This window comes from Actinomadura sp., from assembly GCF_044508335.1.
Lineage (GTDB): Bacteria > Actinomycetota > Actinomycetes > Streptosporangiales > Streptosporangiaceae > Spirillospora.
The window spans coordinates 1-26739 of the sequence record NZ_JBIQHY010000080.1; the positions used below are offsets into that span (position 1 = coordinate 1).

Here is a 26739-nt window from a genome sequence, read left to right on the forward strand (position 1 = left end):
GGCGGCCTTGCGTTCGGCGCGGGCGGCGGCGCGGCGCTCCTCGCGGGCGGCGGCGCGCCGCTCGGCGCGTTCGAGCCGCCGGACGCGGGCGCGCTCGGCCGCGTCCGCGCGGCGCTGCAGCAGGTCGGGCGGGATGAGGTCGTGCCGCCCCGCGATGAACTCCTGCACCCAGATCTTGCCGCGGATGAGCGGCCGGCGGATCTGCCTCTCCCGGCGGACGGCCCGCTGGTAGCGGCGCGAATCCGGCGGGTAGCGCCAGCGCGACCACGGGGAGCCCGGCCGCGCCACCCGGATCGCGCCGACGATCAGCAGGGCGGGGACGAACAGGCCGATGAGGCCGGTCCAGATCTTGCCCTTGAGCAGCGTGATCACCGCGAACACCAGGTTGATGACCAGGGACGCCACGTAGACGCGGGTCAGGATGCCGGTGCCGGGGTCGGGCGCGATGCCCTCGTAGCCGAGCGGGCGGATCCCGAGCAGCAGCAGCCCGGTCACCGCGATCGCGACGAACACGGCGTCGACGGACGCGCGGCCCTTCTCCGTCCAGTAGACGTCCTGGAGGTGCAGGATGAGCGCGAACTCGTCCAGGACGAGGGCGGAGCCCATGCCGAACACTGCGGCGGCCGCGACGCTCAGGCCCGTGTAGGCGTCCGGTACGGCGAGGCTGCCGACCCCGCCCGCCAGCATCAGGACGACGCCGAACACGACATGGTGGATGTGCACGTCGCCGGCGGTCACGTTGTTGAACCACCAGCGCACGTCCGCCCGGATCAGCCGGACGTTCACCCGCGTCAGCACGAAAGTGATCAGGAACGCGACGAAGAAGCCGAACAGCGGGAGCCGCCCGGTCGCCACGATCCGTTCGTCGAACATCTCGATCATCTGCCCCCCGCTGCCTCCATGATGCACCGTGACATGCGCGGATATCGTGGGACCCGGCCGATCGACGACGATCGAGGAGAACACCGACGTGAGCCGCATCGTGGACCGCTGCGACCCCGGGTACCGGGCCTGGATCGCCGAGGCGATCCGGCTGGTCGACGCCGACGCCAACCGCAGCGCGGACACGCACCTCCACGTGTTCCCGCTGCCGCCGGAGTGGGGCATCGACCTGTACCTGAAGGACGAGTCGGTCCACCCGACGGGTTCGCTGAAGCACCGGCTCGCGCGGTCGCTGTTCCTCTACGGGCTGGCCAACGGCTGGATCCGCGAGGACACCACGGTCATCGAGGCGTCCAGCGGGTCCACGGCGGTGTCGGAGGCGTACTTCGCGCGGCTGCTCGGCCTGCCGTTCATCGCGGTGATGCCCGCCTCGACCAGCCCGGAGAAGATCCAGCTGATCGAGTTCCACGGGGGCCGCTGCCACCTGGTGGACGACCCGTCCGCGATCTACGACGAGGCGCGGCGGCTCGCGGCCGGGTGCGGCGGGCACTTCATGGACCAGTTCACCTACGCCGAGCGCGCGACGGACTGGCGCGGCAACAACAACATCGCCGAGTCGATCTTCGAGCAGATGCGGCTGGAGCGGTTCCCGGAGCCGTCCTGGATCGTGGTCGGCGCGGGCACCGGCGGGACGTCCGCGACGATCGGCCGGTACGCGCGCTACCGGCGGTTCCAGACGCGGCTCGCCGTCGTCGACCCCGAGGGCTCGGCGTTCCACGGCTCGTTCGCCGACGGCGACCCGGACCGGACGGCGGCCGGCTCGCGGATCGAGGGCATCGGCCGGCCCCGCGTGGAGCCGTCGTTCCTGCCGACGGTCATCGACCGGATGATCCGGGTGCCGGACGCGGCGTCCGTCGCGGCGATGCGCTGGACGGCCGAGGTCAGCGGCCGCAACGTGGGCGGCTCGACCGGCACCAACATGTGGGGCGCGGCGGAGCTGATCGCGGAGATGCGGGCGCGCGGCGAGCGCGGCAGCGTCGTCACTCTGATCTGCGACGGCGGCGAGCGCTACTCCGGCACCTACGGGTCGGACGCGTGGCTCGCCGCGCAGGGCCTCGACATCGAGCCCTACCTCGCCGCGCTGAACGATTTCCGGAAGACGGGCGAGATGCCCGCTATCCCGTGACGGTGACGGGGTTCACGAGGTCGGCGTAGATCAGCAGGCCGCCCATGACGATCAGCACGACCGCCATCACGTACGTGACCGGCAGCGCCTTGGCGACGTCCACGTAGCCGGGGTCGGGCCTGCGGAAGATCTTCGCGAACGCCTTCTTCACGGCCTCCAGCAGGGCGCCGGCGATGTGGCCGCCGTCCAGCGGGAGCAGCGGGACGAGGTTGAACAGCCCGACCGCGAGGTTCAGCGACCCGAGCAGCATCACGAAGAACGACACCTTCTCGGCGCCGGTGTAGTCGTGGGACGCGGCGACCTCGCCGCCGATCCGGCTGACGCCGACGACGCCGACCGGCCCGTTCGGGTCGCGCTTCTCGTCGCCGAACGCGGCGTTCCAGACGCCGACCATCTTCTGCGGCATCCGGAAGAGCGCGCCCGCGGTGCGCGCGGTCAGGTCGGTCATCGTGCTCGCGACCGCGCCCGGCCCCTGCCGCTCCATCGCCTGCGCCGGCGTGATGCCGAGGAACCCGACGTTGACGATCTTGTCGGGGTCGTCCAGGTCGTGCATCTGGTTGCGGGTGATCGGCACGTCGAGCCGCAGGTTCCGCCCGCCGCGCTCGACGGTCATCGGGACGGTCCTGCCGCCGCTGTCGCGGATCAGCACCCGCAGCTCGTCGTAGTCGTCGATCTTCTTGCCGCCGAACGACACGATACGGTCGCCGGCCTTCAGCCCGACCTGCGCGGCCGGGGTGGGGGCGGCGTTCGCCGGGCAGTCCTTCAGCTGCGACTGGCTGGCGGGCACCATGCAGTCGTGGACCTGCTCGATCACCGGCTGCGGCTGCTTGACGCCGATCCCCATCAGCAGGATCGCGAAGAACATCACCGCGAGCACCAGGTTCATCGCGGGGCCGCCGAACATGATGAGCATCTTCTGCCACCACTTCTTGGCGTAGAACACGCGGTCCTCGTCGCCCGGCCTGATCTCCTCCATCGCGGCGCCGCGGGCCGACTCGATGAGCCCCTGCCACGGGCCGGTGCTGACCTGCCGCACCTGCCCGGGGGCGTCGCCCTTGCGCGGCGGCAGCATCCCGATCATGCGGATGTAGCCGCCGAGCGGGATCCACTTGACGCCGTACTCGGTCTCGCCCTTGCGCCTGGACCACATCGTCGGCCCGAACCCGACCATGAACTGGGTCGTCCGCACCTTGAAGAGCTTGGCGAAGGAGAAATGCCCGAGCTCGTGCAGCGCGATGGACACCAGCAGGCCGAAGAACAGGATCAGCATTCCCGCCAGGTAGACCATCCGGCGTGCCCTTCAACTCGTGCGCCCGCGCTCACCGCGGGTGATCTCGGGTGACCAACTCAGGGTACGTTACGGAACCCGATCCGGTTTAAGTCAACCGAGACTGCGCGGACGCCCGTTTGATGCGAGTTGCTAAACCGGGCCCGCGGCATTGGCACGCGCCGCGATATCCGCGCGCCGCCCCGCCCGCGCATCATGGGCCGGTCCCGTCCCCGGTGCACGGAGGTCCACCTTGAAGCTCGGTCATGTGGCGGTGCTGGCGCTCGTGCTGGCGCTCAGCGGATGCGGCGGCTCCGGCGACGGCGGCTCCGGCGACGGCGGCTCCGGCGACGGCAAAGGCGCACCGCCCTCGCCCGCGGCCTCGGCACCGGCGTCGGCGCCGTCCGGCGCGCCCGGGAAAGGCGGCGCGCCGACGCCCGGACCGTCCAGCGCGGCCGAGAGGTTCAACGACTGCATGCACCGCCAGGGCGTGAAACTGCCGAGCCCGAACCCGTCGACGACGCCCGGCAAGGCGGAGCTGGAGAAGATGAAGGCGGCCCTGCGGGCGTGCGTGAGGTCGCTGTCCGCGTCGCCGTCGCCGGCGGGCTGACGGCGGGTGGTCGCGGGGCAGGGCCGCTGCTAGATTTGCGGTCAGCCGTTGATCCCGTGCGGGAGAGTCCCACGCAGCCGGCGTGGGGCGCCGAAGGAGCAAATCCTCCCCGGAACCTCTCAGGCCCACGGACCGCACGGGCCAGGCGACCTCTGGAAAGCGGGGACCCGGTCCCCCGCCGAAGGTGAAAGCCCGCGTGCAGGCGGGTGAAGCTCTCAGGCGCAGATGACAGAGGGGGAGGCACCGAGACGCCCGGTGCGCGAGTGGGACGATGGACCACGCGCCCGTGACGAAGGAGCCGAACCGATGTCCGCCGAGTCAAAGTCCGCCGAGCCGAAGACCACCCCGCTGCACGAGGTCCACCGGGACCTCGGCGCGAACATGGTCGACTTCGCCGGCTACCTGATGCCGCTGCGCTACAGGAGCGAGACGGCCGAGCACGAGGCCGTCCGCACCGGCGCCGGGCTGTTCGACCTGTCGCACATGGGGGAGATCTTCGTGTCCGGGCCGGGCGCCGGGGCGGCCCTCGACTACGCGCTGGTCGGGAACCTGTCCCCGATGGCGGTCGGCAAGGCCCGCTACACGATGCTCTGCGCGCCGGACGGCGGCGTCCTCGACGACCTGATCGTGTACCGGCTCGCCGACCGGGAGGCGGCGGGAGGCGGCCGCGGGGGCGAAGCGCAGACCTGGATGGTCGTCGCGAACGCCGCGAACACCGCCGTCGTCCGGGACGCGCTGACCGAGCGGGCGGCGGGCTTCGAGGCGGTCGTCGACGACCGCTCCGACGCCTACGCGCTGATCGCCCTGCAGGGCCCGCGCTCGCAGGAGATCCTCGAACGGTTCACCGAGGCGACGCTCGCCGGCCTCAGGTACTACGCGATCCTGGCGGACCGGGTCGCGGGCGTCGACGCGCTGGTCGCCCGCACCGGGTACACGGGCGAGGACGGCTTCGAGCTGTTCGTGGACGCCTCCGACGCGGTCCCGCTGTGGCGGGCGCTCGCCGCGGTGGACGGGGTCGTCCCGGCGGGGCTCGCGGCGCGCGACTCGCTGCGCCTGGAAGCGGGCATGCCGCTGTACGGCAACGAGCTGACCGCCGAGACCAACCCGTTCGAGGCGGGCCTCGGCCGGGTCGTGAAGCTGGACAAGCCCGTCGATTTCGTGGGCAAGGCGGCCCTGGCGGCGCAGGCGCAGACCCCGCCGGGCCGTAGGCTCGTGGGACTGGCCGCGCGCGGGCGTCGCGCGCCGCGGAAGGGGTACCAGGTCGTCACGTCCGGCGGCACGCCGTGCGGGGTGGTGACGAGCGGCGCCCCTTCGCCCACACTGGGCAAGCCGATCGCCCTGGCCTACCTCGACAGCGGCGTCGAGGAGTCGGGCCTGGCCGTGGACGTCCGCGGCCGGCACGAGCCGGTGGACGTGGTCGACCTGCCGTTCTACAAGCGTCCCTGAAAGAGAGAGAACATCGTGAGCGTTCCGGAGCAGCTCCGCTACAGCGAAGAGCACGAGTGGGTGTCCGGCCTCGGCGGCGAGGACGGCATCGTCACCGTCGGCATCACGGCGCACGCCGCCGACGCGCTCGGCGAGATCGTCTACCTCGAGCTGCAGCCGTCCGAGGGCGACACCGTCGAGGCGGGCGAGCCCTGCGGCGAGGTCGAGTCGACCAAGTCGGTGAGCGACCTGTACTCCCCGGTCAGCGGCGAGGTCACCGCGATCAACAGCGCGGTGGTGGACGAGCCGAAGGTGATCAACGACGACCCGTACGGCGAGGGCTGGATCTTCAAGGTGCGGATCTCCGACGAGCCCGGCGACCTGCTCGACTCGGCCGCCTACGAGAAGCTGATCGAGGAAGCATGAGCCTCTACGACTCCCTCGCGGCGGCCGATCCCGAGGTCGCCGAGGCCGTCGCCGCGGAGCTGCGCCGCCAGCAGTCCACGCTGGAGATGATCGCGTCGGAGAACTTCGCGCCGGTCTCCGTGCTGGAGGCGCAGGGCTCCGTGCTGACGAACAAGTACGCCGAGGGCTACCCGGGCAGGCGGTACTACGGCGGCTGCGAGTACGTCGACGTCACCGAGCAGCTCGCCATCGACCGGGCGAAGGCGCTGTTCGGCGCCGAGCACGCGAACGTCCAGCCGCACAGCGGGGCGCAGGCCAACACGGCGGTGTACTTCGCGCTGCTGCAGCACGGCGACACGATCCTGGGGCTCGACCTCGCGCACGGCGGCCACCTGACCCACGGGATGCGGCTGAACTACTCGGGCAAGACGCTGAACGTGGTGCCGTACCACGTCCGCGCCGAGGACGGCCTGGTCGACATGGACGAGGTCGCCTCGCTCGCGGCCGAGCACCGGCCCAAGATGATCGTGGCGGGCTGGTCGGCGTACCCGCGGCAGCTCGACTTCCCGGCGTTCCGCAAGATCGCCGACTCGGTCGGGGCGCTGCTCATGGTCGACATGGCGCACTTCGCCGGGCTCGTCGCGGCGGGGCTGCACCCGTCGCCGGTCCCGCACGCGGACATCGTCACGACGACCACGCACAAGACGCTCGGCGGCCCGCGCGGCGGGCTGATCCTCGCCCGCGAGGAGTTCGGCAAGAAGATCAACTCGGCGGTGTTCCCCGGCATGCAGGGCGGCCCGCTGGAGCACGTGATCGCCGCCAAGGCCGTCGCCCTCAAGATCGCCGCGTCGGAGGAGTTCAAGGCCCGGCAGGCCCGCACCGTCGAGGGCGCGAAGCTGCTCGCGGAGCGCCTCCTCGCCGAGGACTCCGCCAAGGCGGGCGTGAAGGTCCTCACCGGCGGGACGGACGTCCACCTCGTCCTGGTCGACCTGGTGGACTCCGACCTCACCGGGCGCGACGCCGAGGACCGCCTGCACGACGTCGGCATCACGGTGAACCGCAACGCGGTGCCGAACGACCCGCGCCCGCCGATGGTCACGTCCGGCCTGCGCATCGGCACGCCGGCCCTCGCCACCCGCGGCTTCACCGCCGACGACTTCGCGGAGGTCGCGGACGTGATCGCGCTCGCCCTCCAGCCGTCCTTCGACCGCGACGCCCTCGCGGCCCGGGTGAAGGCGCTGGCGGACGAGCATCCCCTGTATCCCGACCTGTGACGTCTCCGCGCCCCCTCCCGCCACCGGGAGGGGGCGCAGCTACAACGAGGTAGCTCATGGCCATCAGCGTCTTCGACCTGTTCAAGATCGGCATCGGCCCGTCGTCGTCCCACACCGGCGGCCCGATGGCGGCGGCCCACCGTTTCGCCCGCGGCCTGGAACGCGACGGGCTGCTGGAGAAGACCGCCTCGGTGCGGGTCGTGCTGTACGGCTCGCTGGGCCTCACCGGCAAGGGCCACGGCAGCGACAAGGCCGTCATGCTCGGCCTGGAGGGCGACAAGCCGGAACTGGTCGACGTGGACCGGGTGGACGAACGCCTGGCGGCGATCCGCGAACGCGGGGCGCTGCGCCTCTTCGACGACCACGACATCCCCTTCGTGGTCAACGAGCACCTGCGCTTCGAGCGCAGGGAGTCGCTGCCCGGCCACCCCAACGGCATGCGCTTCACCGCCTACGCCGGCGGCGGCGAAGAGCTGCGGTCCAAGGTCTACTACTCGGTCGGCGGCGGTTTCGTCGTGGACGAGAACGCCACCGGCGCCGACCGCATCAAGGCCGACGACACCGTCCTCCCCCACCCGTTCGACACGGCCGCCGCCCTCCTCGACCGCTGCCGCGAGACGGGCCTGTCCGTCTCCGCGCTGATGCTGGAGAACGAGACGGCGTTCGGCCGCACCCCCGAGGAGGTCCGCGAGGAGCTGCTCGCCCTCTGGCGCGTCATGCAGGACTGCGTGGCCCGGGGCTGCACCCGGGAGGGCCTCCTCCCCGGCGGGCTGAAGGTGCGCCGCCGCGCGCCCCAGCTCCACCGCGGGCTCTCGGCCGAGAAGGCGTCCGACCCGCTCCACGCGATGGACTGGGTCACCCTCTTCGCGCTCGCGGTGAACGAGGAGAACGCCGCCGGCGGGCGCATCGTCACCGCCCCCACGAACGGCGCCGCCGGCATCGTCCCGGCCGTCCTGCACTACTACGACCGCTTCCTGCCCGGCGGCGACGAGGGCATCGTCCGCTTCCTCCTCACCGCGGGCGCGATCGGCGTCCTGTTCAAGCAGAACGCCTCGATCTCCGGCGCCGAGGTCGGCTGCCAGGGCGAGGTCGGCTCCGCCTGCTCCATGGCCGCCGCCGGCCTCACCGAGGTCCTGGGCGGCACCCCCGAGCAGGTCGAGAACGCCGCCGAGATCGGCATCGAGCACAACCTCGGCCTGACCTGCGACCCGGTCGGCGGCCTGGTCCAGGTCCCCTGCATCGAGCGCAACGCGATCGGCGCCATCAAGGCCATCAGCGCCGCGCGCATCTCGCTGCGCGGCGACGGCCGCCACTTCGTCACCCTCGACAAGGCCGTCAAGACCATGCGGGACACCGGCCGCGACATGCTCGACAAGTACAAGGAGACCTCGCGCGGCGGCCTGGCCGTCAACGTCATCGAATGCTGACCCCGGACATCGCCGCCAGGCGGCGGGCGAGCCGGGCGGCGGCGGCCCGCAGCTCGGCGGGCTCCAGCACCTCGGCCTCGAAGCCCAGCCGCACCACGTGCACGGCGAGCCAATCGAGATCGTCCCCGCCCGCGATGAGGACGCACCAGCCGTCGCGGTCCTCCTCGACCCGGCCCACCTGGGGCGGCACCAGCTCCCGCACCCGGCCGGCCTCGGCCCGCAGCCGCACCCGGGCGAGGTGGCGGTACGGCGCCTCCGTGACGGAGCGCTGGACGTAGGCGACCGGGTCCGGATGCTCCCGCGGCCGGAAATGCCAGGTCGTCGCCGCCACCTCGCGCATCCGGTCGAGCCGGAACGTGCGCCAGTCGCCGCGGTCGACGTCCCAGGCCATCAGGTACCAGCGGCGGGCGGTGGCGACCATCCGCACCGGCTCCACCGTGCGCTCCCGCTCCCCGCCGCCGGGGGCGGCGTACCGGAACCGCACCCGGACGGCGTCGCGGCAGGCCCGCGCGAGCGTCACGAGCACCTCGGCGTCGATCTCGACCCCGGGGCCGACGAGGGTCTCGGTGGCGCCGTGCACCGCGCGCACCTCGGCGCGCAGCCGGGGCGGCATCACCTGGTCGAGCTTCGCCAGCGCCCGCAGCGCCGCCTCGCCCGCCCCGGCGACCGTGCCGCCCGAGGCCATGCGCAGGGACACCGCGGTCGCGATCGCCTCCTCGTCGTCCAGCAGCAGCGGCGGCAGCCGGGTGCCCGCGCCGAGCCGGTAGCCGCCGCCGACGCCCGCCGCCGCGCGGACGGGGTACCCGAGCGCGCGCAGCCGCTCCACGTCGCGGCGCACCGAGCGGTCGGTCACCCCGAGCTCGGCGGCGAGCTCGGCGGCGGTCCAGGACGGCCTGCGCTGCAGCAGCGCGAGCAGCCGCAGCACCCGCTCGGTCGTCGCCTCAACGGTCACGCGGTCATCGTGGCACACATCGCGGAACGTTCCTGTCCGCAATTGGGGGAAGGCTGGGTGCCATGACGTGGAACACCATGCTCCGGGACCAGATCGCCTGGCACTGGGACAACCAGCTCCGCCCCCGCCTCGACGGGCTCACGGACGACGAGTACTTCTGGGAGCCGGCCCCCGGCTGCTGGAGCGTCCGCCCGCGCGGCACCGGCACCGCACCGGTGCGGGCCGGGGCCGGCGCGATGACGATCGACTTCGCGTTCCCGCCGCCCGACCCGCCGCCGTTCACGACGGTCGCCTGGCGGCTCGCGCACGTCATCGTCGGCGTGCTCGCGATGCGCAGCGCCTCGCACTTCGGCCGCGCGGCCACGGACTACGACACGTTCGAGTACGCCGGGACCGCCGCCGGGGCGCTGGCGCAGCTCGACGCCGAGTACGCGACCTGGCTGGCGGGCGTCGAGTCCCTGGGCGAGGAGGGCCTGGCGCGCCCCTGCGGGCCCGCCGAGGGCCCGTACGCCGAGGAGCCGATGGCGACGCTCGTCCTGCACATCAACCGGGAGCTGATCCACCACCTCGCCGAGGTGAGCCTGCTCCGCGACCTCTACCTGCACACCCGACGGGAGGCGAGCTGACATGGCCCGCGACGTACAGATCACCTTCGACTGCGCCGACCCGGCCGCCCTCGCGGCGTTCTGGGCCGAGGTCCTCGGCTACCGGCTGCAGGACCCGCCCGGCGGCTTCGCGTCCTGGGACGAGGCCCTGGAGGCGATGGGCGTCCCGCCCGAGCGGCGCAACGACGCCTCGGCGGTGGTCGACCCCGAGGGCGCCGGCCCCCGCCTCTTCTTCCAGCGCGTCCCGGAGGGCAAGCAGGCCAAGAACCGCGTGCACCTGGACGTCCGGGCCGCGCCCGGCCTTGAGGGCGACGCCCGGATGGCCGCCCTGGAGACCGAGGCCGGACGCCTCGTCTCCCTCGGCGCCGCCCGCCTCCAGCGCCACGATCCGGCGCCCCCGCTCGGCGCCGGCCACATCGTGATGGCCGACCCCGAGGGCAACGAGTTCTGCCTCGACTGACCGCCCCGAGCGCCGCGGCCCCGCCTGATCCGATTTCCCCGGGCGGGCCGCGGCGTGTGAGGATCACGGCATGCCCGTCGATCCGCACCTGCTCGCCCTGTTCTTCGCGACCTCGGTCGTCGCCATGGTCATTCCCGGGCCCGACATGCTGTTCGTCCTCGGCTGCGGGATGCGGGGCGGCGCGCGGGCCGGGCTGCTCGCCACGGCCGGGGTCGCGACGAGCGAGGCCGTCCACGTGGCGGTGGCCGCGGCCGGGCTGGCGGCGCTGTTCGCGGCGGTGCCGGTCGCGTTCACGGTGGTGCGGACCGCGGGCGCCGCGTACCTGGTCTACCTGGGCGTCCAGACCCTGCGGCACCGCGGGGACGTGCCGGACGCGGCGCCGGCGGGCGTGTCGGGCCGGCGGGCCTACCTCAACGGGCTGCTGACCAACCTGCTGAACCCGAAGATGGTCACCTTCACGATCGCCTTCCTGCCCCAGTTCATCGATCCGGCGCTGGGGCACGTGTGGCTGCAGTTCGCGCTCCTGGGGGCGGTCCTGATCGTGCTGGAGTTCCTCGTGGACGGCACGGTCGGCGTCCTCGCGGGCCGGATCGGGGAGTGGCTGCGCCGCCGCCGCGCGGCGCGGCGGCGGCTCAACACGGCGGTGGGGACCCTCTTCATCGGCCTGGGCGTCCGCCTGGCCGCGGAGCGGTGACCGCTACCGGATCGGGATGTCGGCGCCGTGCTCGGCCTCCGGGCGCGGGCCGCGGATGCGGCGGTCGGACTCGGCGATCCGCACGTCGTTGATGCTCGCCTCGCGGCGGCGCATCAGGCCGCGCTCGTCGAACTCCCACAGCTCGTTGCCGTAGCTGCGCCACCACTGGCCGCCGTCGTCGTGCCACTCGTACTGGAACCGGACGGCGATCCGGTTCTCCCGGAAGCCCCACAGGCTCTTGCGCAGCGCGTAGTCGAGCTCCCGCTCCCACTTCTCCTTCAGGAAGGCGATGATCTCGTCCCGGCCGGTGATGAACCGGTCCCGGTTCCGCCACACCGAGTCCGGCGTGTAGGCGGACGCGACCCGCTCCGGGTCGCGGGTGTTCCAGGCGTCCTCGGCGGCCTGGACCTTCTGCCGGGCGGTCTCCTCGGTGAACGGCGGGTAGGGCGGGCGGTCTTCCGGCATCGTGGCCTCCTCAAGTTGAGAACGTACGTTCTCAATCTACGTCGCCTAAGGTAGAAAACGTCCGTTCTCAACGTCAAGCCGGAGTGGCGATGCCCGCAGCGATCACCGAGGAGCAGCAGGCCCTGGACCGCCGCACGCTGCTCGACGTCGCCGAGGACCTCTTCTACCGGAAGGGCATCCAGGCCGTCGGCATGGACGAGCTGCGGGACGCCGCCGGGCTCCCCCTCAAGCGCGTCTACCGGCTGTTCCCCACCAAGGAGGCGCTGATCGTCGCCGTCCTGGACCGCCGCGACCGGCGCTGGCGCGGAGCGCTGGCCGCCCACCTGGACACCGTGCCCGACCCCCGGGAGCGCGTGCTCGCGCTGTTCGACTGGCTCGGCGCCTGGTTCGCCGAGCCCGGGTTCCGCGGCTGCGCATGGGTCAACGCGCACGGCGAGCTCGGCCCGTCGGCCCCGGCGATCGCGGAGGCGGCCCGCGCGCACAAGCGCGCCTTCCACGACCAGGTGGCCGAGCTGGTCTCCGCCGTCGCCCCGGCCGCCGCCGAGGCGGTCTACCTGCTCGCCGAGGGGGCGATCGTGGTGGCCGGCGTCCACGGCGACCCCGCCGCGGCCGCGCGGGCGCGGGCCGGCGCCCGCGCCCTGCTGGACGCGGCCTCAGGAGGTGCGGGCGCCGCGGCCGGTGGGTGAGTGGGCGCCCACGCGGGCCTCGCCGCCGCAGTGGCGGCAGACGACCACGGGGCTGACCGGCTCGCCGCAGGAGTGCTGCCAGCGGACGGGCGGGTCGTCGGGGTGCAGGTGCCGGTCGCCCCACCGCATCAGCACGAGCAGCACGTCGCACAGCTCCGCGCCCGCGGGCGTCAGGTGGTACTCGTAGCGGGCCGGGTGGTCGCTGTAGCGCTCGCGCCGGATGATGCCGTTCGCCTCCAGCTTGCGCAGCCGGGACGCCAGGATGTCGCGGGACGCGCCCGTGTTGCGGACGATCTGGTCGAACCGCCGCACGCCGTAGCTCAGCTCGCGGATCACGAGGAGGCTCCAGCGCTCGCCGACCAGGTCGAGGGTGTCGGCGACCGAGCATTCGCGCGGGTCGGCGTCCTTGGGCATGGCACGAAGCCTAGTCAGAGCCTTTCGACGATGGTGGCGTTGGCCATGCCGCCCGCCTCGCACATGGTCTGGAGGCCGAACCGCCCGCCGCGGTCCTCCAGGGCGTGCAGCAGCGTCGTCATGATGCGGGCGCCGCTGGCGCCGAGCGGGTGGCCGATCGCGATCGCGCCGCCGCGCACGTTGACCCGCCCCAGGTCGGCGCCGGTCTCGCGCTGCCAGGCCAGGACGACCGGGGCGAACGCCTCGTTCACCTCGAACAGGTCGATGTCGTCCAGGATGAGGCCGCCGCGCCGGAGCACCTTCTCGGTCGCCGGGATGATCGCGGTGAGCATCAGCAGCGGGTCGTCGCCGGTCACCGCGAACGCGTGGAAGCGGGCGCGGGGGCGCAGGCCGAGGCGCTCGGCCACGTCCGCGCCCATGACCAGGACGGCGGCGGCGCCGTCGTTGACCGGGGACGCGTTGCCCGCGGTGATCTTCCACTCGATCTCCGGGAAGCGCTCGGCCGTGCGCTCGTCGTAGTAGGCCGGCTTGAGCCCGGCGAGGACCTCCGGGGACGTCCCCGGGCGGACGGTCTCGTCCCACTGCCCCGCCCAGGCGACCTCCCGGTCGAACTCGCCGTTCTTCCACGCGTCGGCGGCGCGGCGGTGCGACTCGTAGGCGTAGGCGTCGAGCTCCTCGCGCGCGAGGCCCCAGCGGGCGGCGATCAGCTCGGCGCTGATGCCCTGCCCGACGAGCCCGTCCGGGTACCGCTCGCGCAGCATCGTCCCGAACGGGTCGCTCCCCGGCAGGACGCTCGACCCCATCGGCACCCGCGACATCGACTCGACCCCGCAGGCGATCGCGATGTCGTAGGCGCCGCTCCGCACGCCCTGCGCCGCGATGTGCAGGGCCTGCTGGGACGAGCCGCACTGCCGGTCGACGGTCATGGCGGGGACGCTCTCGGGGAACCCGGCGGCGAGCACGGCCGTCCGGGTGACGTTGAGCGCCTGGTCGCCGGCCTGCGTGACGACGCCGCCGATGACGTCGTCGACCTCCGCCGGGTCGATCCCGGCCCGCTCGACGAGCGACTTCAGCGTCCGCGCCAGCAGGTCGGCCGGATGGTCGCCGTGCAGGAACCCGTTCGCCTTGCCCTTGCCCAGCGGAGTCCGCACCGCCTCCACGATCACCGCGTCCCGCATGTCCGCCACCTCCGTTGGTTTTTCCAACTCACTCCCCCGCAGTATCCGGCCACTGAGTTGGAAAACACAACCCACCCTGCCGGGTGCGATGCCTCACATCGGCCCCGGGGCCCGCATGACAAAACCCGGGGGCCGCGGCGTGATGCCGCGGTCCCCGGGTGTCGGGCCGCTCAGCGGGAGGGGCCCATGCCGTGGTCCGTCTGTTCCCTCCATACGTCGAAGGGCCCCCGATCGGAGCCGCCCGGCTTCTCACGGTGGGACAAGCACGCCTCCTCGATGCCCTCGACGTCACGTTCACTTCGGACGTTAGTCCCGTACGGGGATATGGCCGACAAATCACACCCAAAGGTGTCGCAAACATGGGAACGCCCGGACTCGCGTCCGGGCGTCAGGGTGCGGCCGTCAGCGGCCCTCGAACATCGCGCGCATCTTGCGGGCCGCGTCGCCCGGTTTCTTCTTCTGGGGCTTGCCCGCCGCCTGCTCGGCGCGGGGCGGGTCCTCCGCGCGCTCCGGTTGGGTGTTCGCCCCGCCCTCGGGCTTGCCAGGCTTGTCGGTCACGACGACTCCCCCGATGTCGCTTCACTGTCGTCCCATAGGTACCCCGTCTAGCAGGGGTAGAAGCGCACTTCCGGGCGGCCGACCTGCCCGTAGTGCGGTTTGCGCTGAGCCATGCCGTTCTGCGCCAGGTACTCCAGGTAGCGGCGCGCGGTGACGCGGGAGACGCCGGTGAGGTCGGCGGCCGCGGCGGCCGACAGGCCCTCCGACGCGCGGGACAGCACGTCGGTGACGGCCTGGAGCGTCTCGTCGCTCATGCCCTTCGGCAGCGCCCGGTGGTCGGGGGTGCGCAGGGTGGCGAGCATCCCGTCCACGTCGGCCTGGCCGCTGACCTCGCCGGCGCGGGCCGCCTGCTCGCGGAAGCGGGCGTAGCGGTCGAGCTTGTCGCGCAGGGAGGCGAACGTGAACGGCTTGAGGAGGTACTGGACGACGCCCACGGAGACGGCCGAGCGGATCACCGCCAGGTCGCGCGCGGAGGTGACGGCGATGACGTCCACGTCGCGGCCTCCGGCGCGGAGCGCGCGGCAGACGGTGAGGCCGTGCGTGTCCGGCAGGTAGAAGTCGAGGAGCACGACGTCGACGGGGTTCCGCTCGCAGAAGCGGAGCGCGTCCGCGCCGGAGTGCACGACCCCGGCGACGGTGAAGCCGGAGACGCGCTCCACGTAGGTGCGGTGCGCCTCGGCGGCCACCGGATCGTCCTCGACGACGAGCACTTCGATCATCGCTGGTCCAGGGGGATGCGGACGGTGAACACGGCGCCGTCGTCGTGCCCCACCCGGATCTCGCCGCCGTGCCGCCGCACGGCCTGGCCGACCAGCGCGAGGCCGAGCCCGTGCCCCACCGGCCAGCCGCCCGACGTCTTGGTCGTCCAGCCGCGCCGGAACATGTCAGGCACGTCGGACGGGTCGACGCCCCGCCCGCTGTCGGACACCTCCAGCAGGAGCGTACCGGCGTCCTCCCGCGCGGTGACGACGACCCGCGGCGGCCGGGCGGGCGCGTTCGCGATCGCCGCCTCCACCGCGTTGTCGATCAGGTTGCCGAGGATGGTGACGAGGTCGCGGACCTCGACCGTCCCCTCGATCGCGGTGTCCTCGCTGATGACCAGCTCGACGCCGCGCTCGGCGGCCTCGGCCGACTTGCCCAGCAGCAGCGCCGCGAGGACGGGCTCGGTGACGGAGCCGACGACCCGGTCGGTGAGGCGCTGCGCGGCCGCCAGGTCGGCGGTGGCGAACGCGACGGCCTGGTCGGGCCGGCCCAGCTCGACCAGCGACACCACCGTGTGCAGGCGGTTCGCGGCCTCGTGCGCCTGCGAGCGCAGCGACTCGGCGAAGCCGCGGACGGTGTCCAGCTCGCCGTTCAGGCTCTGCAGCTCGGTGTGGTCGCGGAAGGTGACGACGTTGCCCATCGCCCGGTCGCGGGACCGGACGGGCGAGGTGTTCACCACCAGGACGCGGGTGTCGCCGACATGGATCTCGTCCGAGCGCGGCTCCGGCGCGACGAGCGTGGCGACCAGCTCGTCCGGCAGGCCGAGCTCGGTGACGGGGCGCCCGCGCAGGTCGGGCGCGGGCAGCACCGGCGACCGGCCGGGCCGCGCCCGCGCCGCGCCGTCCGGCCGGCCGGAGCGCAGGCCGAGCAGGTCGAGGGCGGCGTCGTTGCACAGCACGACGCGCCCCGCCCGGTCGAGGATGAGCAGGCCCTCCCGGACGGCGTGCAGGATCGCCTCGTAGTACTCGAACATCTCGCGCAGCTCGCCGGGCGCGACGCCGCGGGTCTGCCGGCGCAGCCGGGCCGAGACGAGGTAGCTGCCGGCCATCCCCGCGGCGAGCACGATGCCGGCGACGGCGGCGAGCGCCAGCAGCCGCTGCCGCAGCTCGGCGGTGATCACCCGGACCGTGATGCCGACCGCGACGAGCGCCACGACCTCGTGCTCGTCGTCGAAGACCGGCGTGACGGTCCGCACGGACGGGCCGAGCGTGCCGGTGTAGGTCTCGGTGAACGTGCGGCCGGCGACGGCCGGCGCGGTGTTGCCGACGAAGTGCCCGCCGATCCGGGCCGGGTTCGGGTGCGTGTACCGGATCCCCTGCGGGCTCATGATCGTGATGAAGTCGACGCCGGTGTCGTACCGGACGCGCTCGGCGTACGGCTGCAGCAGCGCGCTCGGATCGGGGGCGGCGAGCGCCGCCCGGACGTTCTGCGCGTCCGCGATGCTCAGCGCCACCGCCGTGACGGTCTGCGCCGCGCCGTCGTCCGCGGACCGGCCGGCGTCCAGGTAGGCGAGGACGGCGCCGGCCGCGACGAGCAGCCCGACGATCGCGGCCTGCAGCACGAGCAGCTGCCGGGCCACGCTCCAGTTCGCGGGCACCGCCCAGTGGGGACGCCGCATCGGATGCTCGCACCTCCCGTTCCGGACACGCCGTGAACGAAATGTACACAAGCGTGACCGCCGTCACAGGAATGTCGCATAGTGGCGGCGCAGGGTCCGCCCCTGCGCCGACCACGCTCCCGACCTGCGCGGCCTCCCCCCACCGCGGGCGCCCGCCGTGTGCATGCGCCGTCCGTCCCGGCGCATGGGCGTCCGCCGACGAGCGGGCGCCCGTCCCGGATCGACCCGGGACGGGCGCCGCTCTTCCGCCGATTCTCGACACGCCGCCGGATACGGCAGGGGTGCCCGGCGGCCGGTGCCGGGCGGCCGGTGCCACTCGGCCGGCGCCGGGCGGCCGTCAGGCGGTCTCGGGCTGCGGGTCGCGGCGGCGGGGGCGCGCGAACACCGGGCGGAAGCGCACCACCACCGGCAGGTCGGGCATCCCGATCGCGCGCCGGTAGCGCTCCACCGGTCCCGCGCCCAGCTCCCCGTACACCTCGCCGACCAGCGTGTCGCCCGCGCAGGAGACGGTCAGCAGCAGGCGCGGCCGGTCGGCGGTGCCGGTGAGGCGGGCGCGGACGTCCTCGACGCCGGGCAGCGCGCGCACGTCCCGGTCGAGGTCGCCGCGGGCCGCCCGCTCCCGGGCGCGGGTCTCGGCGTCCAGGTCGGGCCACCACCGGTGGACCAGCGTGCGGCACTGCAGGACGAGCCACAGCTGCCCGGCGAGCGCCAGCGCCTCGGCGGCGCCCGCCGCGGCCGGCAGGAACCACCCGGCGCCGTCCGCGAACCGCACCAGCGCGGGGTCGAGCAGCGGCCGGCCCGACAGGGCGCCGAACGCGTCGAACGCGCCCAGCCCGAGGGCGGCGGCGGACGCGCCGGCCAGCAGCAGCACCGCCCCGGTCATCGCGATCGCGATCCGCATCGTCAGTCCTTCCGCCAGCCGAGCCGGACCTCGACGTCCGGCCGGTGCATCGGCTCGATCCCGTCCAGGCGCGCGTCGACGGCGGCCCGGACCAGGTCGGCCAGGTTCGCCGGGTTCCGGTAGTGGGTGCCGGCCCGCACGACCAGGCCCCGCCGGAACACCCCGAGGCCGCGGACGCGGGCCCGCTCGATGCCGGGGACGCCGAGCGCCGCGTCGGCCAGCGACCGGCGCAGCGCGGCCCGCCCGATGAGGCCGGCCTGGCGCGGGTCGGCGCCGTCCAGCGGCACCCCGCGCAGCCGGCCGGGCAGCGCCGCGGCCAGGAACGCGGCCCCGAGCGCGGCGACCGCCCCCGCGACCACGACGACGTTCGGGTCGTCCCACGTGCGCCGGCGCAGGACGCCGGCCAGCGCGGCCACCCCCGGCACCGGGTGCACCGCGGACCCGAGGGCCGCGGCCAGCAGTTCGATCGCGGCCGTCCCGCCCGCCGCCGTCACCAGCAGCGCCGCGGCGAACCCCGCGAACGCGCGGCGCGGCCGGAACGCGCGGAGGGCCAGCCGCCGGGCCTCCCGGCGGCTCCGCTCCTCCTCGATCAGGTCATGGACCAACGCCTCGGCCATAGCCACCCCCGTGAGCCATCGGCACGTCCGACATCCTCACTCATCGTGAGGCATGGCCACGCAGAGTGAAACACGCCATGCCGACATCTCACGGAAAACCGCAGGTCAGCGGAAGACGACGGTCCGGTCGCCGTTGAGCAGGACGCGGTGCTCGGCGTGCCAGCGGACCGCGCGGGCCAGCGCGAGGCACTCGACGTCGCGCCCGACCGCCACCAGCTCCTCCGGGCTGTGGGTGTGGTCGACGCGCGCGACCTCCTGCTCGATGATCGGCCCCTCGTCCAGGTCGGCGGTGACGTAGTGCGCGGTGGCGCCGATCAGCTTGACGCCGCGCGCGTGCGCCTGGTGGTAGGGGCGGGCGCCCTTGAAGCTCGGCAGGAACGAGTGGTGGATGTTGATGATCCGCCCCGGCAGCTTGGCGCAGAAGTCGTCGGACAGGATCTGCATGTAGCGGGCGAGGACGACGAGGTCGGCGCGGTAGTGCTCGACCAGCGTCAGGATCTCCGCCTCCTGCGCCGCCTTGCCGCCGGGCCCCACCGGGAGGTGGTGGTAGTCGATCCCGTACGACTGGGTGAGGGGACGCAGGTCGGGGTGGTTGGACGCGACGGCGACGATGTCGATGTCGAGCAGCCCCGACCGCGTCCGGTAGAGCAGGTCGTTCAGGCAGTGCCCGCCCTTCGACACCATGATCAGGACGCGCTGCCGCTCGGCGAGCGGGTGCAGCCGCCACTCCAGCCCGAGCTCGGGCGCCAGCGACGCGAACGCGCCGCGCAGCTCGTCGGGGTCGGTGTCGTCCAGCGCCGCGAACTGCACCCGCATGAAGAACGTGCCGGACTCGCCGTCGCCGAACTGCTGGCTCTCCAGGATGTTGCACCCGCGCTCGGCCAGCAGTCCCGAGACGGCCGCGACGATGCCGGGCCGGTCCGGGCAGGACAGGGTCAGGACGAATTCGCTCAACGGTCTCACTCTTATCGCGACGCGGCGGCTCGGAAGGGATCCCTTCGAGCTTACGCGGCCTCCGGGCGTCCCGCCGCCGTCCTTTCACCGTGTCACCCGGTGAAAGGAGCCGTCGTCGCGGCACGGGCCGCTTCGTTTACTGATGAGTAGTTTGCGGGCTTCCGTTGAGGTTAGTTTTGCCTGCATGCGGCGAATCCTGCTCGTGGCACTGGCGGTCACCCTCGTCCTGGCGGGCTGCGTCCTGGCGGGCTGCACCGAGGAGCACGGCACGAAGGGCGAGAAGGGCGGGCGCCCCGCGAAGGTCGATGGGATCCCCACCTCCCGGGGCACGCACAAGCAGAAGATCGACGTGGGGACGTTCGGGCACCGCGAGTTCCTCCTGCACGTCCCGGCCAAGGTGTCGGACGGCGAGTGGGAGGACGGCAGGCCCGCCGACCCGCCCGCGCTCGTCATCGCCCTGCACGGTGGGCTCGCGAACATGGGCGAGATGGAGGACCTGACCGGCTTCGACGCGCTGTCGGACGAGCACGGCTTCCTCGTCGCCTACCCCGACGGCTTCATGACCACCTGGAACGCGGGCGACTGCTGCGGCGCCGCGAAGATCGGCGACATCGACGACGTCGGGTTCCTGACCAAGCTGATCGACGAGCTGACGGGCGCCGGCCTCGCCGACCCGGAGCGCGTCTACGTCACCGGGTTCTCCAACGGCGCGGGCATGGCGTACAGGATGGCCTGCGAGAAGCCGGACAAGGTGGCGGCGATCGGGGTCGTCGAGGGCGCGCTGGTGACCCGCTGCGATCCGGACCGCCCGGTCTCCGCGATGATCTTCCACGGGACGGCGGACCGGAACGTCCCGTTCCACGGGGGCGGCGACCGCGACTTCAACGACAAGCGCCCGTTCCCGCCCGTGTCCGAGGCGGTCGAGTTCTGGCGCAAGCGCGCCGGGCTGCCCGAGCCGCACGAGCCGGTGAAGGCGCGCGGCGGCGACACCGACTGCCGGAGCACCGGGAAGGGCAGGCGGGGCGTGGCGGTGACCTTCTGCAAGATCCAGGGCGGCGGGCACGAGTGGCCGGACGAGGCCGCCCCCATGCTGTGGGACTTCTTCGCGTCCCATCCCCGCGGCGGTGCGTGAGAGCCCGGCGGCGGTACGTGAGAGCTTTTCACATTAGCGGTTAGTGTGGCAGTGTGACGAGCATGAACCTCCGGGACCGCTATGACGCCGCGACCGCCGGGATCGAGGCGCCGTTCGCCGTCGTCGACCTCGCGGCCTTCCGCGCCAACGCCGCCGGCCTCGTGCGCCGCGCCGCCGGCAAGCCGATCCGCGTCGCCAGCAAGTCCGTGCGCTGCCGGGCGCTCCTGGAGGACGTCCTCGCCATGGACGGGTTCGCCGGGGTCATGGCGTTCACCCTCCCCGAGGCGCTGTGGCTGGCCGAGCGGGGCGTCAGCGACGACATCCTGGTCGCCTACCCGACCGCCGACCGCACCGCCATCGCCGCGCTCGCCGCCGACCCGGCGGCGGCCCGCGCCATCACGCTGATGGTCGACTCCCCCGAGCACCTCGAACTGATCGAGGGCGCCGCGGGCGACCGGCGGATCCGCGTCTGCATCGACATCGACGCCTCCTACCGGCCGCTCGGCGGCCGGGTCCGGATCGGCGCGCTGCGCTCGCCGCTGCGCACCCCCGCCGAGGTGAGCGCGTTCGCCGAACGGATACTCAAGCGGCCCTCGCTCGACCTCGTCGGGCTGATGGCCTACGAGTCGCAGATCGCCGGCGTCGGGGACCTCCCGCCCGGGCGCCCCGCGCGCGGCCGGGTCATCCGCGCCATGCAGCGGCAGTCCCGGCTGGAGCTGGCCCGGCGACGCGCCGCGATCGTGCGGGCCGTCCGCGAGCTGACCGACCTGGAGTTCGTCAACGGCGGCGGCACCGGCAGCGTCGAGAAGACCGCCGCCGAACGCGCCGTCACCGAGGTCGCCGCGGGCTCCGGCCTCTACCAGCCGCACCTGTTCGACCAGTACTCCAACTTCACCGGGCGGCCCGCCGCGCTGTTCGCGCTGCCCGTCGTCCGGCGCCCCGCGCCCGGCGTCGCGACGTGCCTCGGCGGCGGCTACCTGGCGTCCGGCCCCGCCGACGCCGTCCGGCTGCCCCAGCCGTACCTGCCGACCGGGCTGTCCTACGACCCGAACGAGGGCGCCGGCGAGGTGCAGACGCCGCTGCTCGGCCGGGCCGCCGACCTGCTGTCCATCGGCGACCGCGTCTGGTTCCGGCACACCAAGGCCGGCGAGCTGTGCGAGCGGTTCGACGCCCTGCACCTCATCGAGGGCGACCGCCGCGTCCGCACCGTCCCCACGTACCGGGGCGAGGGGCGGACGTTCCTTTAAAGGGGGCGACTAAAGGGGGCGACTCCCTCGAATCCCCTGCCGGTCGGGCGGCGCCGCCCGTGCCGACGGCTGAGGCTCAAGACCTGTTGCGCGTAGGTTGGGGGCATGAGCGATGCTCCCCTGATCAGTGTTCGCGGTGAGGCGGTGCTGGAGGCCGAGCCGGAGATCGCGCGGCTGTCGGTGCACGTCCAGTCGCAGGAGTCTGACCGGCGCACCGCGCTCGACCGCCTCACCGAGCGCAACCGGCGCTGCCTCGACCTGGTCGAGTCCTACGGCGATGCCGTGGAGAGGGTGGAGACGGGCGGGCTGTCGATCACGCCGCTGCTGAAGTACCGGCGGCGCGAGGGCGACGTCCGCGCCTACCGGGGCACCGTGTGGATCAAGATCGCCGTGGTGGACTTCGGAGTGCTCGGCGAGCTGGTGACCCGGCTCGGCGACCTGGAGCGGACGTTCGTCAGCGGGCCCGACTGGGAGCTGCGGCGCGACAGCGAGGTGTACGGGCGGGCCGCGCGGCAGGCGGCGCACGAGGCGGTGGCCCGCGCCCGCAGCTACGCCGAGGCGCTCGGCGCGCGGCTCACCGGGCTCGTCGAGCTGTCGGACGAGGGGCTCAGCCGCATCCCCGACGCCCCGGTCGCGCTCGCCGCCGCGTACGGGCGCGCGCCGGGCGGCGCCGCCGAGGAGCCGGAGCCGATCGACCTGGAGCCGGAGACGCAGATCGTCCGCGCCGCGGTCGAGGCCCGCTTCACCGCGACGCAGCCCGACCTGGAGCCGCGGTGAAGGTCGCGATCGTCGGGGCCGGCAGCGGCTATATGCCGGGCGTCATCCGGGGCCTGCTGCACCGCGCCGACGACCTCGCCGGCACCGAGCTGGCCTGCTACGACATCGACGCCGAGCACCTGGACGTCATGACGCGGCTCGCGCGGAACATGTTCGCCGCGCGGGGCGCCGCGCTCACCGTGTCGTCGCACACCGTCCTCAAGGCGGCGCTGGACGGCGCGTCCTACGTGTTCACCACGTTCCGCCCGGGCGGGCTGGCCGCGCGGCACCTGGACGAGTCGATCCCGCTGAAGCACGGCGTCGTCGGGCAGGAGACGGCCGGGCCGGGCGGGTTCCTGATGGCGCTGCGGTCGGTGCCCGTCCTGCTCGACATCGCCGCCGCGGCCGACCCGGACGCCTGGATCGTCAACTACACGAACCCGACGAACGTGGTCACCGACGCCGTGGCCCGCCACACCGGCGCGCGGATCATCGGGCTGTGCGACCAGTTCATCGGCGACACCGAGATGTGGGCCGGCCTGCTGGGCCTGCCGTCCGCCGGGCTGGAGGCCGACTGGATCGGGCTCAACCACGCCACCTGGGCGGAGCGGGTCCGGCTCGACGGACGCCCGCTCGACCTTCCGGCGCTGCTGGACGGCCTCGACGTCCCCGGCGGCGGCGCGACGCCGTGGCGCGACCCGTCGCGGATGGCCGAGCTCGCCAAGGCGCTCGGCCTCCTGCCGAACTCCTACGCCAAGTACTACTTCTTCCACGACGAGGTGGTGGAGGAACTGCGCGCGAAGGGCACGACCCGCGCGCAGGACATCCTCGCCATGCTGCCCGCCTACTACGAGCAGGTCGCCGCGGAGTCGCGGAAGGCCGACCCGGACCCGTCCCGGGAGCGCGGCGGCGGCGAGCACGGCGAGTTCGCGGTCGACGTCATCTGCGCGCTGCACCGCGACGAGGGCCGCCGGATGATCGTCAACACGCGCAACGGCGGGGCGGTCTCCTCGCTCGACGCCGACGCGATCGTGGAGGTCCCGTCGCTGGTCGGGCGGTCCGGGCCCGTTCCGCTGACGATGGGCCCCCTGCCCGGCCCGGTGCGCGGCCTCACCCAGGCGATCCACGGCTACGAGCGGCTCGCGTCCGAGGCGGCCGTCACCGGCGACCGCCGCACCGCGCTGCAGGCCCTCATGGCGCACCCGTTCGTGCGGAGCAAGCACACCGCCGAGAAGATCCTGGACGAGGGCCTCGCCGCGCACCGCGACCATCTCCCGCAGTTCCGCTGAACGGGGCGGGCCGCCGTCCCGTACTGCATGGCGTGGGAGCAACGGACTGCGGGGCGTACCGGCTCGGCCTCGGCGTCTACGCCATCGGGCGGCTGGCCGGCGCCGAGGCCGACGCGCTGTCGGCGCACCTGCGGGGCTGCCCGCCCTGCCGCGCCGAGCTGGCCGAGCTGCGCGGCGTGGCCGAGCTGCTCGTGCACTCCGTGCGCGGTCCCGGCCCGGTACGCAAAGGCGCCGGCCGCGGACCGCGGACCGGCGCCTCCAGAGCGGGCCTCAGCGGCGCCTGCGCCTACGGCGCCAGAGGACCAGGGCGGTCACGGTGACCGCGGCCCCGACGCCCGCGAGCACCAGCCGCTTGTCGATCCCGCCGTCCTGACCGTCCTCGTCCTCGCCGGCGGGCCGGACCAGCGCGCCGAACGCCCTGGCGACCTGGCCCGCCTCCTCCTTGAGCCGCTCGGCGCCCCGGTGCGCGACGTTCTTCGGGTTGACCCGGTCCGCGAGCTCGTCGACCGTGCGCGCGAGCTCACGGCGGGTGCGCTCTATATGGCGTTCCAGCTCCTCCGGGTCGCCGAACCTGTCAGCCATGCCGTGTCCTTAATCGTGTCGGGCGTACTCGCGGTGGGGCGAGACCGCGAGCGAAGCATGATCCGAACAGTGTTGCAGGTCTTGCCCGTGGACGTCCGCCCAACCCCCGGCCGGTACGCTCGGATGCACCATCCGAGCGAAAGGCGGGTCAGGGTGTCCGAGCGGCTGCAGCCGGGGGACGTCGCCCCCGAGTTCGAGCTTCCCGACGCCGACGGGGCCACCGTCTCGCTGGCCTCGCTGCGCGGCCGGCGCGTCATCCTCTACTTCTACCCGGCGGCGCTGACGCCCGGCTGCACCAAGGAGTCCGTCGACTTCGAGGGCAGCCTGGCCGATCTGCAGGCCGCCGGCGTCACCGTGGTCGGCATCTCCCCGGACAAGCCGGCGAAGCTGGCGAAGTTCCGGGAGAAGGAGGGGCTCACGTTCCCGCTCCTGTCCGACCCGGACGCCGAGGTCCTGCGGGCGTACGGCGCGTACGGGGAGAAGAAGCTGTACGGGAAGGTCGTCGTCGGCGTCATCCGGTCCACGTTCGTCATCGGCGCCGACGGCACGGTGGAGAAGGCGTACTACAACGTGAAGGCGACGGGCCACGTGGAGCGCCTCCGCCGCGACCTGGGCATCTGACGGCCCCTGGCTCCCGCGACGGGGCCTCCCGGACCGACGCCTCGGCCCGCGCAGCGCGCGGGCCGGGTGCGGGCGGGGGGATTCGAACCCCCACGGTGTCGCCACCAACAGGACCTAAACCTGCCGCGTATACCTGATTTCGCCACGCCCGCCGGTGCCTGCCTCGTTCAGCTTATCGGCTTGATCGGCGGCCTCGGCACCGGTTTCCGCGGCCCGCGGGCGGGGTGCGCGGTACAGGGCGGCGACGATGACGGCGGTGGCGGCGAGCGCGATGGACGCGGTCAGGAACGCGGCCTGGACGCCGTCGCCGAACGCCGCCCGCGCCTGCTCGGCGACCTGCGGGCCGAGCCGCACCGCGCCGGCGAGCGACTCCTTCGCCCGCTCCGCGGCCGGGGCGGGCAGGCCCGCCGGGTCCAGGTTCGCGCGGTAGGCGGACTGCAGGATGCTGCCGAGGACGGCGATGCCGAGGGCGCCGCCGAGCTCGCGCGCCAGGTCGTTCATCGCCGAGCCCACGCCCTGCTTCTCGGCGGGCAGCGCGTCGGTGATGGACGCGGTCGCGGGCGTCATGGCGAGGCCGGCGCCGGCGCCGAGCGGGATCAGCCCGGCGAGCAGCAGCCAGTAGGTGCTGTCCTCGTCCAGCAGGGAGAAGACGAGCATCCCGACGCTGACCAGCAGCAGGCCGGCCGTGATGACGCGGCGCGGGCCGAGCTTCGCCGCCGCGCGGGGCGCGATGACGCGGGCGAACGGCATCATCGTGAGCGCCATCGGCACCAGGCTCAGCGCCCCGACGAGCGCGCTGTCGCCCTTCACCAGCTGCAGGTACTGCAGGACGATGAACACGAAGCCGAAGAAGGCGAAGAACTGCAGGGTGAGCGAGAGCGCGCCGGCGGAGAACGCCCGGATGCGGAACAGCCGCGGGTCGAGCAGCGGGTTCGGCCGCTTCAGCTCCCACACGACGAACCCGGCGAGGATCACCGCCGCCGCGGCGAGGCCGAGCAGCGTGCGGGCGCTGCCCCAGCCCTCGGTCGGCGCCTCGATGATCGAGTAGACGCCGGCGCCGAGCCCGGCGACGGTGATCGCGGCGCCGGTCACGTCCAGCCGCGGGGCGTCCGGGTCGGCGGACTCGGGCACGACCGCGAGCGTCGCGACGAGGGCGACCACGGCGAGGACGACGTTCATCCAGAACACCGACCGCCACGACCACACCTCCAGCAGGCTCCCGGACACCAGCAGCCCGAAGATCGCGGACGCCCCGGCGACGCCCGCCCAGGCGCCGACCGCCCGGGTGCGCTGCGCGGCCGGGAACGTCGAGGTGATCGTGGACAGCGTCGCCGGCATCACCAGCGCGGCGCCGACGCCGAGCACGCCGCGCATCGCGATCAGCCAGCCCGGGTCGCTGGCGAGGGCGGCGGCGGCCGACCCGGCGCCGAAGACGACCAGCCCGGCGGCGAGCGCGCGGCGGCGCCCGTAGCGGTCCCCGATCGCGCCGCCGAGCAGCAGCAGCGCGGCGAAGACGAGCGCGTAGGCGTCGATGATCCAGGACAGCTCGGTCAGCCCGGCGCGGGTGTCGCGGGCGATGGACGGCACCGCGGTGTTGAGCGACGCGACGGCCGACACGACGGTGGCGAGGGACAGCATCACGGCCGGCAGCACCGCGCGGTGGACGGTGCCCGGGCCTTGCGTGGCTGTGGTCTTCATGCCTCGACCCTCGCTCCCGCACCGGCTATATTTCAACCATGATGAATAAATCCGGGGCGGCCGGCGGGACGGGG

General features: G+C 73.6%; 30 protein-coding genes, 1 tRNA gene and 1 riboswitch. Of the genes, 16 read left to right on the top strand and 15 right to left on the bottom strand.

All coding sequences use genetic code 11. The annotated features are described in order from the left end of the window. On the bottom strand, window positions 1-882 hold an 882-nt coding region (locus ACIWVC_RS23750), incomplete at its 3' end, for a hypothetical protein (protein ID WP_396454588.1). 88 nt (window positions 883-970) lie between these two features. Between ACIWVC_RS23750 and ACIWVC_RS23755 the strand changes: the two genes are divergently transcribed. Then, on the top strand, window positions 971-2068 hold the full coding sequence (locus tag ACIWVC_RS23755; protein ID WP_396449970.1) for a PLP-dependent cysteine synthase family protein: 1098 nt from the start codon (window positions 971-973) through the stop codon (window positions 2066-2068). Here the strand turns inward: ACIWVC_RS23755 and ACIWVC_RS23760 are convergent. After that, the gene (locus ACIWVC_RS23760) at window positions 2058-3356 is read right to left on the bottom strand and encodes a M50 family metallopeptidase (RefSeq protein ID WP_396449972.1); all 1299 of its coding nucleotides are present in this window, start codon (window positions 3354-3356) and stop codon (window positions 2058-2060) included. The genes ACIWVC_RS23755 and ACIWVC_RS23760 overlap by 11 nt on opposite strands. A gap of 232 nt (window positions 3357-3588) precedes the next feature. On the opposite strand from ACIWVC_RS23760, the gene ACIWVC_RS23765 reads away from it, so the two are divergent. The 5 genes from ACIWVC_RS23765 (at window position 3589) to ACIWVC_RS23785 (ending at window position 8476) form a co-directional block, all read left to right on the top strand. Then, window positions 3589-3945 (top strand): hypothetical protein, encoded by a 357-nt coding sequence (locus tag ACIWVC_RS23765; protein WP_396449973.1) that lies wholly within the window; start codon window positions 3589-3591, stop codon window positions 3943-3945. Between the two features lie 49 nt (window positions 3946-3994). Beyond that, window positions 3995-4090: riboswitch (glycine riboswitch) on the top strand. A 161-nt stretch (window positions 4091-4251) separates the two neighbouring features. Further along, window positions 4252-5391: a glycine cleavage system aminomethyltransferase GcvT gene (gene gcvT, locus ACIWVC_RS23770; RefSeq protein ID WP_396449975.1), complete on the top strand. Its 1140-nt coding sequence runs from the start codon at window positions 4252-4254 to the stop codon at window positions 5389-5391. 15 nt (window positions 5392-5406) lie between these two features. Then, on the top strand, window positions 5407-5796 hold the full coding sequence (gene gcvH / locus ACIWVC_RS23775) for a glycine cleavage system protein GcvH (RefSeq protein WP_396449977.1): 390 nt from the start codon (window positions 5407-5409) through the stop codon (window positions 5794-5796). Then, window positions 5793-7049, top strand: coding sequence for a serine hydroxymethyltransferase (gene glyA, locus ACIWVC_RS23780; RefSeq protein ID WP_396449979.1), 1257 nt, complete (start codon window positions 5793-5795; stop codon window positions 7047-7049). The genes gcvH and glyA overlap by 4 nt, the downstream gene beginning before the upstream one ends. Before the next feature lie 56 nt (window positions 7050-7105). Then, the gene (locus ACIWVC_RS23785; protein WP_396449981.1) at window positions 7106-8476 is read left to right on the top strand and encodes an L-serine ammonia-lyase; all 1371 of its coding nucleotides are present in this window, start codon (window positions 7106-7108) and stop codon (window positions 8474-8476) included. Here the strand turns inward: ACIWVC_RS23785 and ACIWVC_RS23790 are convergent. Further along, entirely contained in the window at window positions 8463-9428 is a 966-nt protein-coding gene (locus tag ACIWVC_RS23790) for a helix-turn-helix transcriptional regulator (RefSeq protein WP_396449983.1), read from the bottom strand. The two genes, ACIWVC_RS23785 and ACIWVC_RS23790, sit on opposite strands and share 14 nt — an antisense overlap. A gap of 62 nt (window positions 9429-9490) precedes the next feature. Here ACIWVC_RS23790 and ACIWVC_RS23795 point away from each other — a divergent pair, with 62 nt between their 5' ends. From ACIWVC_RS23795 to ACIWVC_RS23805, 3 genes are all read left to right on the top strand, one after another. After that, the gene (locus ACIWVC_RS23795; RefSeq protein WP_396449985.1) at window positions 9491-10054 is read left to right on the top strand and encodes a DinB family protein; all 564 of its coding nucleotides are present in this window, start codon (window positions 9491-9493) and stop codon (window positions 10052-10054) included. Window position 10055: 1 nt separating this feature from the next. Continuing rightward, entirely contained in the window at window positions 10056-10493 is a 438-nt protein-coding gene (locus tag ACIWVC_RS23800) for a VOC family protein (RefSeq protein ID WP_396449986.1), read from the top strand. A gap of 70 nt (window positions 10494-10563) precedes the next feature. After that, window positions 10564-11187 carry a LysE family translocator gene (locus ACIWVC_RS23805; RefSeq protein WP_396449988.1) on the top strand — a complete coding sequence of 208 codons (624 nt, stop codon included), beginning with the start codon at window positions 10564-10566 and terminating at the stop codon, window positions 11185-11187. A gap of 3 nt (window positions 11188-11190) precedes the next feature. On the opposite strand, the gene ACIWVC_RS23810 is transcribed toward ACIWVC_RS23805, so the two are convergent. Continuing rightward, window positions 11191-11652, bottom strand: coding sequence for a nuclear transport factor 2 family protein (locus tag ACIWVC_RS23810; RefSeq protein ID WP_396449990.1), 462 nt, complete (start codon window positions 11650-11652; stop codon window positions 11191-11193). An 89-nt stretch (window positions 11653-11741) separates the two neighbouring features. Here ACIWVC_RS23810 and ACIWVC_RS23815 point away from each other — a divergent pair, with 89 nt between their 5' ends. Continuing rightward, window positions 11742-12338 carry a TetR/AcrR family transcriptional regulator gene (locus tag ACIWVC_RS23815; protein WP_396449992.1) on the top strand — a complete coding sequence of 199 codons (597 nt, stop codon included), beginning with the start codon at window positions 11742-11744 and terminating at the stop codon, window positions 12336-12338. On the opposite strand, the gene ACIWVC_RS23820 is transcribed toward ACIWVC_RS23815, so the two are convergent. From ACIWVC_RS23820 to purU, 8 genes are all read right to left on the bottom strand, one after another. Further along, entirely contained in the window at window positions 12306-12752 is a 447-nt protein-coding gene (locus tag ACIWVC_RS23820) for a winged helix-turn-helix transcriptional regulator (RefSeq protein ID WP_396449994.1), read from the bottom strand. The genes ACIWVC_RS23815 and ACIWVC_RS23820 overlap by 33 nt on opposite strands. A gap of 14 nt (window positions 12753-12766) precedes the next feature. Then, window positions 12767-13930, bottom strand: a complete 1164-nt coding sequence (locus tag ACIWVC_RS23825; RefSeq protein ID WP_396454589.1) for a thiolase family protein — start codon at window positions 13928-13930, stop codon at window positions 12767-12769. Window positions 13931-14332: 402 nt separating this feature from the next. Beyond that, complete coding sequence (locus ACIWVC_RS23830) at window positions 14333-14488, bottom strand: hypothetical protein (protein ID WP_396449998.1); 156 nt, start codon at window positions 14486-14488, stop codon at window positions 14333-14335. A gap of 47 nt (window positions 14489-14535) precedes the next feature. Then, window positions 14536-15207 carry a response regulator gene (locus ACIWVC_RS23835; protein ID WP_396450000.1) on the bottom strand — a complete coding sequence of 224 codons (672 nt, stop codon included), beginning with the start codon at window positions 15205-15207 and terminating at the stop codon, window positions 14536-14538. Beyond that, a complete protein-coding gene (locus ACIWVC_RS23840) occupies window positions 15204-16868 on the bottom strand; it encodes an ATP-binding protein (protein WP_396454590.1) in 1665 nt (554 codons plus the stop codon). Before ACIWVC_RS23840 ends, ACIWVC_RS23835 begins: the two co-directional genes overlap by 4 nt. A gap of 337 nt (window positions 16869-17205) precedes the next feature. Next, window positions 17206-17769 (bottom strand): hypothetical protein, encoded by a 564-nt coding sequence (locus ACIWVC_RS23845; protein WP_396450004.1) that lies wholly within the window; start codon window positions 17767-17769, stop codon window positions 17206-17208. A gap of 2 nt (window positions 17770-17771) precedes the next feature. Beyond that, the gene (locus ACIWVC_RS23850; protein ID WP_396454591.1) at window positions 17772-18386 is read right to left on the bottom strand and encodes a DUF6286 domain-containing protein; all 615 of its coding nucleotides are present in this window, start codon (window positions 18384-18386) and stop codon (window positions 17772-17774) included. 105 nt (window positions 18387-18491) lie between these two features. Further along, the gene (purU, locus tag ACIWVC_RS23855) at window positions 18492-19340 is read right to left on the bottom strand and encodes a formyltetrahydrofolate deformylase (protein ID WP_396450007.1); all 849 of its coding nucleotides are present in this window, start codon (window positions 19338-19340) and stop codon (window positions 18492-18494) included. A 184-nt stretch (window positions 19341-19524) separates the two neighbouring features. On the opposite strand from purU, the gene ACIWVC_RS23860 reads away from it, so the two are divergent. The 5 genes from ACIWVC_RS23860 (at window position 19525) to ACIWVC_RS23880 (ending at window position 24084) form a co-directional block, all read left to right on the top strand. Then, the gene (locus ACIWVC_RS23860; protein WP_396450009.1) at window positions 19525-20472 is read left to right on the top strand and encodes an alpha/beta hydrolase family esterase; all 948 of its coding nucleotides are present in this window, start codon (window positions 19525-19527) and stop codon (window positions 20470-20472) included. Window positions 20473-20534: 62 nt separating this feature from the next. Then, window positions 20535-21719: an amino acid deaminase/aldolase gene (locus ACIWVC_RS23865; RefSeq protein WP_396450029.1), complete on the top strand. Its 1185-nt coding sequence runs from the start codon at window positions 20535-20537 to the stop codon at window positions 21717-21719. A gap of 105 nt (window positions 21720-21824) precedes the next feature. Next, window positions 21825-22496: an SIMPL domain-containing protein gene (locus tag ACIWVC_RS23870; protein WP_396450011.1), complete on the top strand. Its 672-nt coding sequence runs from the start codon at window positions 21825-21827 to the stop codon at window positions 22494-22496. Then, the gene (locus ACIWVC_RS23875; protein WP_396450012.1) at window positions 22493-23764 is read left to right on the top strand and encodes a glycoside hydrolase family 4; all 1272 of its coding nucleotides are present in this window, start codon (window positions 22493-22495) and stop codon (window positions 23762-23764) included. Before ACIWVC_RS23870 ends, ACIWVC_RS23875 begins: the two co-directional genes overlap by 4 nt. Window positions 23765-23796: 32 nt before the next feature. Further along, window positions 23797-24084, top strand: coding sequence for a zf-HC2 domain-containing protein (locus ACIWVC_RS23880; RefSeq protein WP_396450014.1), 288 nt, complete (start codon window positions 23797-23799; stop codon window positions 24082-24084). Here ACIWVC_RS23880 and ACIWVC_RS23885 read toward each other — a convergent pair. After that, window positions 24035-24346, bottom strand: coding sequence for a DUF3618 domain-containing protein (locus ACIWVC_RS23885; RefSeq protein ID WP_396450016.1), 312 nt, complete (start codon window positions 24344-24346; stop codon window positions 24035-24037). The genes ACIWVC_RS23880 and ACIWVC_RS23885 overlap by 50 nt on opposite strands. A 123-nt stretch (window positions 24347-24469) precedes the next feature. Between ACIWVC_RS23885 and bcp the strand changes: the two genes are divergently transcribed. After that, complete coding sequence (gene bcp, locus ACIWVC_RS23890; protein ID WP_396450018.1) at window positions 24470-24967, top strand: thioredoxin-dependent thiol peroxidase; 498 nt, start codon at window positions 24470-24472, stop codon at window positions 24965-24967. A gap of 67 nt (window positions 24968-25034) precedes the next feature. On the opposite strand, the gene ACIWVC_RS23895 is transcribed toward bcp, so the two are convergent. Then, a tRNA-Leu gene (locus ACIWVC_RS23895) sits at window positions 25035-25119 on the bottom strand. Then, the gene (locus ACIWVC_RS23900) at window positions 25082-26665 is read right to left on the bottom strand and encodes an MFS transporter (protein ID WP_396450020.1); all 1584 of its coding nucleotides are present in this window, start codon (window positions 26663-26665) and stop codon (window positions 25082-25084) included. The genes ACIWVC_RS23895 and ACIWVC_RS23900 overlap by 38 nt, the downstream gene beginning before the upstream one ends. Window positions 26666-26739 lie beyond the last annotated feature (74 nt).